This is a genomic window from Megasphaera lornae (assembly GCF_000214495.1).
In the GTDB taxonomy this organism is placed as follows: domain Bacteria; phylum Bacillota; class Negativicutes; order Veillonellales; family Megasphaeraceae; genus Megasphaera; species Megasphaera lornae.
In genome coordinates this window covers 1-12517 of sequence record NZ_AFIJ01000033.1, presented here as the reverse complement: position 1 = coordinate 12517, position 12517 = coordinate 1, and the positions used below count along the sequence as shown (strand labels likewise).

At 50.3% G+C, this 12517-nt stretch carries 9 protein-coding genes; all 9 read left to right on the top strand.

Annotation, left to right across the window (positions count from 1 at the left end; genetic code table 11):
* The first annotated feature begins 2 nt into the window (after positions 1–2).
* Positions 3–980, top strand: coding sequence for a P1 family peptidase (locus HMPREF1039_RS05050; RefSeq protein ID WP_007391366.1), 978 nt, complete (start codon positions 3–5; stop codon positions 978–980).
* 103 nt (positions 981–1083) lie between these two features.
* Positions 1084–1626, top strand: a complete 543-nt coding sequence (locus tag HMPREF1039_RS05045; RefSeq protein ID WP_007391370.1) for a hypothetical protein — start codon at positions 1084–1086, stop codon at positions 1624–1626.
* Between the two features lie 193 nt (positions 1627–1819).
* On the top strand, positions 1820–2224 hold the full coding sequence (locus tag HMPREF1039_RS05040; protein WP_007391357.1) for a cupin domain-containing protein: 405 nt from the start codon (positions 1820–1822) through the stop codon (positions 2222–2224).
* 179 nt (positions 2225–2403) lie between these two features.
* Positions 2404–3420 (top strand): type I glyceraldehyde-3-phosphate dehydrogenase, encoded by a 1017-nt coding sequence (gene gap / locus HMPREF1039_RS05035; protein WP_007391332.1) that lies wholly within the window; start codon positions 2404–2406, stop codon positions 3418–3420.
* Positions 3380–3562 (top strand): hypothetical protein, encoded by a 183-nt coding sequence (locus tag HMPREF1039_RS08000; protein ID WP_141557577.1) that lies wholly within the window; start codon positions 3380–3382, stop codon positions 3560–3562. Before gap ends, HMPREF1039_RS08000 begins: the two co-directional genes overlap by 41 nt.
* Before the next feature lie 30 nt (positions 3563–3592).
* Complete coding sequence (locus HMPREF1039_RS05030; protein WP_007391383.1) at positions 3593–4618, top strand: type I glyceraldehyde-3-phosphate dehydrogenase; 1026 nt, start codon at positions 3593–3595, stop codon at positions 4616–4618.
* A 30-nt stretch (positions 4619–4648) separates the two neighbouring features.
* Positions 4649–5830 carry a phosphoglycerate kinase gene (locus HMPREF1039_RS05025; protein WP_007391374.1) on the top strand — a complete coding sequence of 394 codons (1182 nt, stop codon included), beginning with the start codon at positions 4649–4651 and terminating at the stop codon, positions 5828–5830.
* A 17-nt stretch (positions 5831–5847) separates the two neighbouring features.
* Positions 5848–6606 (top strand): triose-phosphate isomerase, encoded by a 759-nt coding sequence (tpiA, locus tag HMPREF1039_RS05020; RefSeq protein ID WP_007391360.1) that lies wholly within the window; start codon positions 5848–5850, stop codon positions 6604–6606.
* Between the two features lie 421 nt (positions 6607–7027).
* Positions 7028–12517 (top strand): ESPR-type extended signal peptide-containing protein (locus HMPREF1039_RS05015; protein WP_007391402.1); only part of this gene is annotated, 5490 nt, incomplete at its 3' end.

Below are 12517 nucleotides of genomic sequence, written 5' to 3'. Positions count from 1 at the left end.
CGATGATACAGGAAATTTCATTACAAGCAATACAGGGCGTGCGGATCGGCAATGCGGAAAACACCCGGGGCGGAACGGGGTGTACCGTGCTGCTGTTTCCGCACGGCGCCGTGTGCAGTGTTGATATTCGCGGCGGTGCTCCGGCAAGCAGGGAAACGGCATTACTTGATCCCGTGGCGACGGCGGAAACCGTTCACGCCGTATTGCTCAGCGGCGGCAGCGCTTTCGGGTTGGCGGCCGCCGACGGGGTGATGCGGTATTTACAAGAACAGGGGGTGGGGTTTGCGACACGCTGCGGCCCCGTTCCGTTGGTAGTGGGCTCCTGCATTTTTGATTTACCCTGCGGCGACATTGTCTATCCGGATGCGGCCATGGGCTATGCCGCGTGTCGGCATAGTGAAGAAAACGCTCCGCAAGAAGGCAATTACGGAGCGGGTACGGGGGCTTCCGTCGGAAAAATTGCCGGCGTTTCACGCATGATGAAAGCGGGACTGGGCATGTTTGCAGTGCAATCCGGCGCGCTGCAAGTGGGAGCCGTCATGGTTGTCAACGCCTTGGGCGATGTCTTGTCGGAGAAAAATACCGTGTTGGCCGGATTGCGAACGCCGGACGGCGGCGCGTTGGCTTCGACACAACAGTATGTATGGGAACACATGGAAGCCGTGTCGACCATTTTTACGGGCACGGTAGAAAATACTACCATCGGTGCGGTGATCACCAATGGCGGCGGCACGAAAACACAAATGAAAAAAGTCGCCGCCATGGCGTCCAACGGTCTGGTGCGAGCCGTTTCGCCGGTGAATACGACAGCCGACGGCGATTCAATATACGCCGCTTCGGTCGGCAAGGTGCCGGCCTCCGTAGATGAAATGGGAATCCTCGCTTCTTATGCGGTGACCTGTGCCGTGCGGCGGGCGGTCCGCTGTGCGACGGGCGCCTACGGAATTCCGGCGCGCCGGGACCTGATAAAAAATAAATAATCCGTTTTTCACGTGCGTCGGCAAGGTAAATATGCTATACTGAAAACAATAATTGAGATAAATTATTAAAAATGCGGACACGCGCGTGGAGGGAGATTATATCATGGATTTAACACCGTTACAAAAAGAATATTTTAAAATAACCGTACAGGACGGATACAGCATAGAATCTTCATTGGGACATCATGTCCTGACCTGTGAAAACGGCGTCTACTACTTGGACGGCAAGCGGTTGACGGAGGACGAAACGGCCCCGGTTGCCGATCTGCTGCAAGCCGTTACGGCGTTACAAGACCAAGTACTGCCGCCATTGCCGTATCGGGTACTGGCTATTGATATTCGGCGCGGTGCCCGTTTGGGAGAAAGCAAAATAAAGACCATGGACGGGTTACAGTTATATACGAGTACGCGGTGCGAATTTATTTATGATCCGCGGCAACATCGGTTTGATAATATTTGGCAAAAAGAAAGCAATGAATTGCGGGAAGAACTGGGAGAAACGGACTTAAAAAAGCCGTATATAGCCGTGCAGATTGACGGTGTACGCAAGGTTGATTTAAGTGACGTCATCGGCGATATTTTTCCGGAGGCGGAAGCGAAAGCGCTGCAGGCGGCTCATTATTGGCAAGATGTGACGGAAGAATAAAAAACGGGTGAAAAAGCGGCAAGACGGTCGCCGATAACACGGCGGTCGTGCACCGGACAAAGCGATGAACCGGACAGGGCGGTCCGGTTCATTTTTTTATCGGCGGTGCGCCGGTTGTCGTGTATTGACGGAAAAGGGCGGCGCATGATATCATTATTATGATAATGATTATTATATAAGGAGGAAATGCAGCATGAATTTAAAAAAAGTTCTTTCCGTTTTAGCCGTTACGGCGACCATTTCAGCACCGGTCGTCGGCAGTGCGTGGGCCGCCACACCGACGGTCGATGCGACGGCGCGGGCAACGACCGCCGCGCATGCCGTTATAGGAGAAAAAACGGGGTTGGTATTTAATGAGTCGTCGTTTAAAGTGGTAAAAAAAGTTTTGCAACGAGGCGACGTAATTCCCCGCCATCATCATCCGGGGGACACCGTTCTCTTTACCGTAGTCAAAGGACAAATGAACGTGTGCATTAACGGCAAAGAAAATTATGAAGTCGTCCCCGGAAAAATGCTGAAATTCAACGGGCAAAATTACATTCAGGCCGTTGCCGCCGCCGACAGTATTGTCTTTGTAACCTTAATTGAAAATAAATAAGCACGCTTTTTCCGGCCCTCTGTTCCTCGGACAGAGGGCTTTTTTTACCTGCAAACGGCTGTATTTTTGGAGGAGATTTTTATAGAATCGTTTACAAGAGCGGATTATACGTGTATATTTTATAGTGGAATTATGAATACATAGGCGTATAATTATGTGCGCTGTGAGGAGGATGTATAATGGCAGTAAAAATCGGCATTAGCGGCTTCGGTCGTATCGGCAGATGTACCTTTCGGACTTCGTTGGCACATGCGGAAGTGGAAATTGCCGCCGTCAATAATCGCTCGGTAGGACCGATTATGGCGGATTTATTAAAATTCGATACCGTACACGGTACGTGGGATCACGACGTTTCCTTTGATACGGATAAACAGGCGCTGGTCATTGACGGACGCTATATTCCCGTTACCAACCATACAGATCCGGCGGCGATTCCGTGGCGGGACAATCAAGTGGATATTGTCGTAGAATCGACCGGCAAATTTCGGGACCGGGAAACGGCCGGCAAACATTTGCAGGGCGGCGCTAAAAAAGTCATTATTACGGCTCCCGGAAAAGGGGTAGACAAAACGATCGTCATGGGGGTCAATGAAGAAACGTATGACCCGGCGCATGATCAGATCCTTTCCAATGCTTCCTGCACGACCAATTGTTTGGCGCCGGTAGCCAAAGTATTATCGCGGGAATTCGGCATTGTGCGGGGCATGATGACGACCGTTCATTCCTACACGAACGATCAGCAATTAGTCGACGGCGTACACAAAGATTTACGGCGTGCCCGTTGCGCCACGCAGTCCATTATTCCCACTTCCACCGGAGCGGCCAAAGCGGTGGCCGCCGTATTGCCGGAATTGGCGGGGAAATTCAGCGGCATGGCCTTGCGCGTACCGACCCCGAATGTGTCGATGACCGATTTGGCGGCCATTGTTGCCCGCCCCGTGACGATTGAAGAAGTCAATCGGGCGTTGAAAAAATGGGCGGACGGCCCGTTACGGGGGATTCTGGCCTATACTGCCGATCCGACGGTTTCTTCGGATTATATCAGCGACCCTCACAGCGCGATTGTAGCCGCCTTGGAAACGGATGTGGCGGATCGGACGATGGTGAAAGTCGTGGCCTGGTACGATAACGAATGGGGCTACTCGCTGCGAGTCAATGATTTGGCCGCCTATATTGCCGCAAAAGGCTTGGCCTGATACGGTCGGGAAAGCGGCAGCAAAGCGGATACGCACGGCAGTCGCCGTCGGTCGTATGCCGCCGAAACGATATATACGTGTACAACCTGTTGCGCAGGTCGTCGCCGCAGCGCGGGAGCTGCGGGGGCGGCGATACGTATGATATAAATACCGGAAGGAAAGGATGTAGAAGATGGTAAAAATCGGAATTAACGGCTTCGGCCGTATCGGTCGCAGTGTGTTTAAATTGGCACAGTCGTATGCGGACACGATAGAAATTGTGGCAATCAATGATGTGGGATCGCCCAAACAAATGGCGCATTTGTTGAAATATGACAGTATTTACGGTATTTTTCCGCCGCGCGTGACCTATGATGAAAGACATATACTGGTCGACGGCAAAGCCTATCCGCTGTTTCAGGAAAAAGATTGCAAGCAGGTGGACTGGTCGGGATTGGGCGCGGAAATCGTCCTGGAAGCGTCCGGACAATACGCCGGCAGAGTCGCCCCGTCTTCACAGGCGCGACTGCCGTTGGGCGGTACGGTCAAAAAAGTCATCATTACGTCCCCGTCCACCATTGACGACGTCACCCTCGTCTTGGGGGCCAATGAAGATACGTACGATCCGGCCAAGCATCACGTCATTGCCGGCGCTTCCTGCACGACTTGCGGCTTGGCCGCCATCTTGCATGTGCTGGATGAAACGTTCGGCGTACAACGCGGCATGACCACGTCCGTGCACTCGTATACGACGGATCAGAAAATTTTGGACGTATCTCATCGCGATTTACGCCGGGCGCGGGCGGCCGGCATGTCCATTATTCCCACCACGACCGGGGCCGCCGAAGCGATTACCAAAGTCTTGCCGCAATTTGCCGGCAAATTGAAATGCCATGCCGTGCGCGTGCCGACCCCGGATGTGTCCATTATCGACCTGGTGGCGGAATTACGGAAGAAAGACATTACGCTTGCGGAATTAAATGCCGCCTTTGTCGGGGCGGCGGCCGGAAAGTATGCCGGCATTATTGACACCAATGAAGACGAACTGGTTTCCGTAGATTATCGCGGCAACGAACATACGGTGACGATTGATCTGCCCTTAAATATGGTCATGGAAGAAGGGCTGGTCAAAGTGGTTGCCTGGTATGATAATGAATGGGGATATGCCCGCCGGATGATCGACTTGATTCAATTTATTGCCGCTAAAGGCTTGGCATAATATATCCTATAAAAATGGCAGGAGGCTTTCATGAAAAAAACAATTCGCGATTTGACATTAGCCGATAAACGGGTTTTTATTCGTGCCGATTTTAACGTTCCCCTGGATGCGAACGGCAACATTACGGACGATACGCGTATTCAAAAAACATTGCCGACCATACGCTATGTATTGGCACAGGGCGGCGCGGTGATCTTGGCCAGTCATTTAGGACGACCGAAAGGCGAAGTACAGGCGAAATACTCGCTGCAACCCGTTGCCGTCCGCCTGTCGCAGCTCTTGGGAAAACCGGTGCAAATGGCGCCCGACTGCATCGGCGCGGCTACGGAAGCCATGGCGCACCGCTTACAAGGCGGGGAAATACTGCTGTTGGAAAATTTGCGGTTTCATAAAGAAGAAGAAGCGAACGATCCGCAATTTTCCCGCGCCTTGGCTTCCTTGGCCGAAGTGGGCGTGAATGACGCGTTCGGCTGCTGCCACCGCGCCCATGCTTCCGTAGCCGGCATTACGGCGTTTTTGCCCATGGCGGCCGGCTTGCTGTTGGCGAAAGAAATTCAATTTATCGGCGGCGCCGTTACGCAGCCGGCACATCCCTTTGCCGCCATTATCGGCGGCGCCAAAGTATCCGACAAAATCGGCGTCTTGGCGAATTTATTACAAAAAGTGGAAGTGCTCATGATCGGCGGCGGTATGGCGAATACCTTTTTGGCCGCGCAAGGCCTGGAAATCGGCACTTCGTTGGTGGAAATCGACAAGATCCCCTTTGCCGCCTCTTTATTGCACCGGGCCGAACAAGCCGGCGTGCAGGTGTTGCTGCCGACGGACGTCGTCGTTGCCGAGGCGGTGGACAATACGGCCGCGTATGACGTAGTGTCCGTGCAACGGGTGCCGTCGCGGCACATGATTTTGGACATCGGTCCGCAGACCTGCAAGACCTTTGCCGCACGCTTGCAAGGCATGAAACTCATCGTGTGGAACGGTCCGATGGGCGTCTTTGAACTGTCACATTTTTCACACGGCACAACGGCCGTTGCTCGCGCCGTTGCCGCTTCGGAGGCCGTTTCCATTGTGGGCGGCGGCGATTCGGTGGCGGCCGTCAATCAATGCGGTGTGGCCGAACACATTACGCATATTTCTACGGGCGGCGGCGCTTCGCTGGCGTACTTGGAAGGGAAAGACCTGCCCGGTATTGCGGCCTTACAAGACGCGTAATCGAAAGGAGAGGGGCCATGAGAAAAAAAATATTGGCAGGAAATTGGAAAATGAATCATACCGGCGCGGCCGTACAAACCGTGTTGACCGAACTGGTGCAAACCTTGCCCGAAACAAAGGCTACGCTTATCATTGCGCCGCCGTTTCCCTATTTGGCGCAGGCCGTTTCTCTTACGGCGCATACGCCGCTGCACATTGCGGCTCAGACGATGCACTGGGAAGAACACGGGGCGTTTACGGGGGAAGTATCGCCGGCCATGTTGGTCGATATAGGCGTGACCCATGTCCTGATCGGTCACTCCGAACGACGGGAATATAACGGGGAAACGGATCGGACGGTGCAACAAAAAGTGGCCGCCGCCTTGCAACACGGACTGACTCCGATTATTTGCTGCGGCGAAACGGCACAACAGCGACAGGCCGGCCGAACGGACGATCTTTTGGGCACCCAATTGCGGATGGCGTTGGCAAAGGTGCGCATGGCGGATGCGTCCCGCGTGATTGTGGCGTATGAACCGATTTGGGCCATCGGTACGGGACAAACGGCAACGGTTGCACAGGCACAGGCGACCTGCGCCTTTTTGCGTCGCCAATTGGCCGCGTTGTATAACTCGGACATAGCGGCGACCGTGCCGATCCTCTACGGCGGCAGTATGAAGGCCGACAATGCCGCCGCCTTGCTGGCAGCGGCGGACATTGACGGCGGTCTGATTGGCGGTGCTTCCCTGCAAGCCGCTTCGTTTACCGCTATCATTCGGGCGGCCGACACGATATAAGTAGTTTTTCTTTTTCATAGACTGTAAAGAGTTCCACGCTGTTGTGCGTACGCTTTCCGGCGGACCTGCCGCCGGGAGAAGCGGACGCAGACGGGGAACTCTTTTTTGTCGTATAAAAAAAGGAATGATACCTATTTCTTATTATTATTAAGCGGAATGTAGTTGGCACTTGAAACAAGAGAAAAAATATCCTATAATTAATGTGAAAATTTATGTTACTTTTGCAGGTTTCAATGCACGTACAGCCTGCGAAGAAGAAGAAGAAGAAGAAGAAGAAGAAGAAGAAGAAGCGTCTCCGGAAGGTCGGCGGTAAAATACGGGGGAGTGAATAAATATACTTTCGAGAAAGTTTACGCGCTCGACAGCGGGAGACAGCGCCTGTATACGGTTTATAACGTTGTCGGAGGAAGGAACGAAAATAATGAATAAAATTTACAAAGTCATTTGGAGTAAAGTAAAACATTGCTATGTAGTTGTTTCGGAACTTACCAAGCGAGACGGGAAAAGTGCGTCCCCGACGGGACTTCTCGGCCGTAAAGCGGCCGTCTTGGCGGTCATGGCTTTGTGCGGCGCAGGCGCCGTCTTGCCGACAATGCCGGTTCGGGCGGAGTATGTGATAGCCGTCGATCAAACGACTGTAGGGAATAATGGGTTTGCCATGAAATGGCCCGGTGCCGATGAGAAGCCGGAGGAATATTTAGGATCTATTGGCGTGGGCTATCTAAAAGATTCTAAAAATATGCAAATGCGTTTCGGACTTGCTACAGGGGACACCGACTATTCAGACAATAAGAAGACTCATGACGGTATTCCGGTGGCTAATGAGTATAAATATAGAACCGCGTTAGGCCGGCAATTCAGGAATTTTGGTGCGGGCGCAACCAGTATCGGCTATTTTTCAAAAAGTGTAGGAACAGAAACGACTTCGTTGGGATATATGGCACAAACGGAAGAATGGCTAGGAACCGCCTTGGGTGCAAGGACGTATTCTTCAGGTAAGGGCGCTACTGCAGTGGGATATCATGCCGTAAGTATTAATACTCAATCAACTGCTATCGGTAATAACGCGGTTGCGTTTGATCAAGCGACTGCTGTCGGTAATGATACATGGGCATTGGGGAAAGGCTCTATTGCCTTCGGTTCGGATGACACGTATTTGGGAAGTGAATATATGGATGCGCTGCCCAGGCCGGTTATCGAGTCGGTTTATAAAAAGGTTTGGGCTAAAGATGAACCTTATCATATTTTTAAGGATTATCTTGATCCGAACAATAAGGATGATTATGGACAGAACGCCTTTAACAAAGCCTATACCGGTGCGGCTTCAATTTATTCTCCTACGTATGCCGGCGGCACGGCGGCGATTGCCATCGGTGCCAGAGCGATAGCGCCGGGTTCCGGATCTACGGCGGTAGGTGTATTGGCCATGGCCATGGGGGCACGTTCCACGGCGATCGGTACGCGGGCGTATGTCAGTGAAGGAGCTGCCGGCGGGTTATCCATGGGGGAAGAATCGCGCGTATTACAAACCAACGGGATTTCTGTCGGCAATCATACCTATTCCGGGGATCAAGGTTCGGTTTCTTACGGGTATAACTCCAAAGCGGTCGGTTCCGGGGCTGTGGCTGTCGGACATCAGGCAGTAGCCAGTGCCGAGCTGAATAAAGACGCTGCAACGAAGTTGGATGCGCTGCTGCAATATAGGATTACGAAAAACCACACCCAAGATATACAGACCATTATGCAAAGCTCTAAGAATGATCCGGAAGCCGCGTTGGAAAAGGTCAATCCGAAAATAGCTACATATAATGATGCCTCGCATATCATTCGTGTTAAGAATGTAGTAAAAAAAGATGAAAAGGGTAATATATCTTGGGCCAATCCGGAGCACACCGTTCCTAATTTTAACACGTCATATGAATATATGCTGAAAGAGAAGGGGAAAAATGCCGTCAGTGTCGGCCGCAATGTGTGGGCGACCGGGACCGGTGCGGTCGCTGTCGGCTCTTTATCTTGGGCTGCCGGGGATAATGCGCTGGCGCTGGGAGAAATGGCCTATGCCAAAGGGGATAATTCATTGGTTTTGGGACGTTCCGGGATTGCCGCCGCTAAAAATTCCCTGGCTATCGGCGTAAATTCTACCGCATTGGGACTGAGTTCGACGGCCATGGGCGTAAATACTGCGGCTACTGCCGAGCAGTCTGCCGCCATCGGGGCGAATGCGTCGGCGACGGCGTCTCAATCTATGGCCTTAGGCGTGGATGCCGAGGCCGACTTGGCAAATTCTATTGCTATCGGTGTAGGCAGTAAGACGGATTACACCGAAAAAGATTTGACGCAAGACGGCTGGGCACCGCGCAATGCCATTACCTTCCCGTCTTCCACGCAGGTGGGTGTGGTTTCGGTCGGATCAATCGGCAGTGAACGGCGTATTTCCAATGTCGCCAGCGGGTATCGCGATACGGATGCCGTCAATGTATCGCAGCTTCGCAGTTTGGAAGAACGGTTCTCCAATAATTTGGCGGACGATTCCGACCTTAACCCGTTCAGCTACTTGGCGGTAGATAAAACGAATGGGGATGTAACCAAAGTTATACCGCTGCAGAAGAAAGAGCTGAATTATCGGAAATATATCAACTACCGCATTAAACAGATCGAATTACAAATAAAAGGAAAACATCAAAAAATTGATAAGACGTTCTTAGATCGAATAAATGTGGTAGTTGATAAGTTGGAAAAAAACACCGCAAATAAGACGGGGATTGACGCTTCCGGATTAAAAGGAAAGTCTGCCGAAGTTATTATTCAAGAGTTGAAAAAAGCCTACCCTGAATTGGATACAAATGATACGAATGCCGTTATTAACAAACTGAATGAGTGGAAGAAGGATAAACTGAAAGACAGCTTAAAGAAAGCGCTGACAGAGAAGGAACAGGGATTTCTTAAGGAAACCAACTATTTGAATGACGGCGCAAAGGGGAAGGATGCCATTGCTTTCGGGTACAAAGCGCAAAGTTTGGCGGACAATGCTGTCGCTATCGGCAAAGAAAGCCGCGTAGATAAGGAGGCGCAAGGCGCTATTGCTTTAGGCGCTTTCTCGTCGGGCACAAGAGCCGGCGGACAGCGTGCGTATGATTTTGATAATGAACGTGTATTTGCCGATGATAATGCCGCACGGCAGGGAATCGGCGGTATACTTGCGAATAAATCGAATATAGGCGCCTTGTCCATCGGCAGTGCCAAGTATACTCGTCAAATTACCAATGTAGCCGGCGGTAGCGAAGATACAGATGCCGTCAATGTGGCACAGTTGAAGCGCGTATTTAACATGGTGAAAGATGAACTCGGATTCAATTTCGAACCGGACTGGGGCGGAAGACCGTGGGTATCTGTCGGCAGAGGTAAAGATAAAAATAATACCCTTTCTTTCGGCATACAAGGCGGTATTCAAAATGAAGCGGAAACAGTTGATGGAAATATCGGCGTATACGGGAAATCGAAGACAAATACCGAAAACAATAAAAATCAATATTATATCGCTAAAGTGCAACTGGCGAAGAATTTGAAAAATTTGGAAAGCGCCACGTTTACCAAGACGGAAAAAGGCGTGACAACGACTTCTGTTATCAATGATAAAGGGCTGACTATCGGTACGGGAAATAACGCTATTTCCTTAACCAATGGCGGTTTGGCTATGGGCGGACAGAAAATCACCGGCCTTGCCAACGGGACACAAGCTACGGATGCTGTTAATCTGGGACAGTTGCAGAATGTCGATAACAAGGTAGAAGGTAATATCGGCTTTAATATCGATGGAAATACCGGCGCACACGGACCGTGGGTGTCGGCAGGAACAAAAGCCAGTCAAAAAGGAAAAATTTCTTTAAAAATACGAGGAGGAGATAACGACAGTAATATTAATGTAGACCTGGGAAGGGTTACGAATAGTGGCTTTGATACGATTGAAGCCAAAATTAATTTGAATCATAATTTGCAGAGTTTGGAAAGTGCTACGTTTACCAAAGACGGACGGACGAGTACGCTCAATCAGGACGGCTTGACCATCGGCTCGGGGAATAGTGCTGTCGCTTTGACAAAAGACGGACTCAGTATGGGCAGTCATCAAATTCATGGTGTCGCTGCAGGTAAAGCGGATACCGATGCGGTGAATGTTGCGCAAGTGAATAAAGCTATACAGGCAAAAGCGGATGAATTAAAAAAGAATGAAATCAAAACGGCACAAGATACGGCGAATACGGCAAATACCAAGGCCGATCAGATAAGCAAAGATTTGGCGGCTCATAAAAAGGTAGCTGTCACTTACGATGACGAACAAAAGAAACAAATTACGTTGGGCAGCGGTACGGAAGGTACGACCATCACCCATGTGAAAGCGGGAGCATTGTCGAAGACTTCGACAGACGCAGTAAACGGCAGTCAACTTTTTGCTACGAATACGAACGTTACTGCCAATACGACGAATATAAGCAATATAACGAAGACATTGTCATCCGGATTTAAAGTGAAAGCCGGCGAAACGGAAGAAACGGTAGGGTTAGATAACCAGAATCCGGAAACGGTGGAATTTAAAGCCGTATCTGAAAATAACAGCTTTACTGTAGGCATTACTAAAAATGACAAGACGCATACTAAGACGATCACGTATAAATTAGCAGATAACTTAACATTCGGCAAAAACGGTAAAGACGGTAGAGACGGTACTATCGGCGTAAACGGTAAAGACGGAAGTGCTGTCACCATTAACGGTAAAGACGGTTCTATCGGCTTGAACGGTAAAGATGGAGCTAATGGTCTGTCCATTCGCGGTGAAAAAGGTGACGAAGGAAAACCGGGTGTAGACGGTACGACAACCATTAAACGCATTGTCATTACCGATCCGAATGGACAGAATCCGCACTCCGTAGCTACGTTGGATGACGGACTGAAATTTGCCGGCGACAGCGGAACTGCTATTGTGAAGAAATTGAATGAAACCATTACTATTTCCGGTGGCGTCACAGAAGAATCCAAGTTGACCGATAAGAACATCGGTGTAGTGGTTAAAGATGGAAAGCTTAATGTAAAATTAGTCAAAAATCTCACCGGTTTGGAAAGTGCTACTTTTACCAAAGACGGACGGACGAGTACGCTCAATCAGGACGGCTTGACCATTGGTAATAATACGGATTCTACAAAGAATGTCAGCCTGACCAAAGACGGACTCATTATGGGCGGTCAGGAAATTACGAACGTCAAAGAAAGCAAGACAGACACCAGTGCCGCTACAGTAGGACAAGTGAAAGCAGTAAAAACTGCCACGGAGCAAGTCGCAAGTGATTTGGCGGCTCATAAAAAGGTAGCGGTCACTTACGATGACGAACAAAAGAAACAAATTACGTTGGGGGGCGGTGCGGAAGGTACGACCATCACCAATGTGAAAGCGGGAGCATTGTCGAAGACTTCGACAGACGCAGTAAACGGCAGTCAACTTTTTGCTACGAATACGAACGTTACTGCCAATACGATGAATATAAATAACATAACGAAGACATTGTCATCCGGATTTAAAGTGAAAGCCGGAAATACGGCAGAAACGGTAGGTTTAGATAACAAAAATCCGGAAACGGTGGAATTTAAAGCCGTATCCGAAAATAACAGCTTGACCGTAGGCATTACTAAAGATGATACGACGCATACCAAGATAATCACGTATACACTGGCAGATAACTTAACATTCGGGAAAGCCGGGGAAAAGGGGAAAGATGGTACTATCGGCGTAAACGGTAAAGATGGAAGTTCTGTTGTTATTAACGGTAAAGACGGTTCTATCGGCTTGAACGGGACAAATGGACAAAACGGTCTTTCCATTCGCGGTGAAAAAGGCACGGAAGGAAAACCGAGTGTAGATGGC

Coding starts and splice junctions, on each gene's coding strand:
- HMPREF1039_RS05050 (WP_007391366.1), top strand. CDS start 3: ATGATACAGGAAATTTCATTACAAGCAATACAGGGCGTGCGGATCGGC.
- HMPREF1039_RS05045 (WP_007391370.1), top strand. CDS start 1,084: ATGGATTTAACACCGTTACAAAAAGAATATTTTAAAATAACCGTACAG.
- HMPREF1039_RS05040 (WP_007391357.1), top strand. CDS start 1,820: ATGAATTTAAAAAAAGTTCTTTCCGTTTTAGCCGTTACGGCGACCATT.
- gap (WP_007391332.1), top strand. CDS start 2,404: ATGGCAGTAAAAATCGGCATTAGCGGCTTCGGTCGTATCGGCAGATGT.
- HMPREF1039_RS08000 (WP_141557577.1), top strand. CDS start 3,380: ATGATTTGGCCGCCTATATTGCCGCAAAAGGCTTGGCCTGATACGGTC.
- HMPREF1039_RS05030 (WP_007391383.1), top strand. CDS start 3,593: ATGGTAAAAATCGGAATTAACGGCTTCGGCCGTATCGGTCGCAGTGTG.
- HMPREF1039_RS05025 (WP_007391374.1), top strand. CDS start 4,649: ATGAAAAAAACAATTCGCGATTTGACATTAGCCGATAAACGGGTTTTT.
- tpiA (WP_007391360.1), top strand. CDS start 5,848: ATGAGAAAAAAAATATTGGCAGGAAATTGGAAAATGAATCATACCGGC.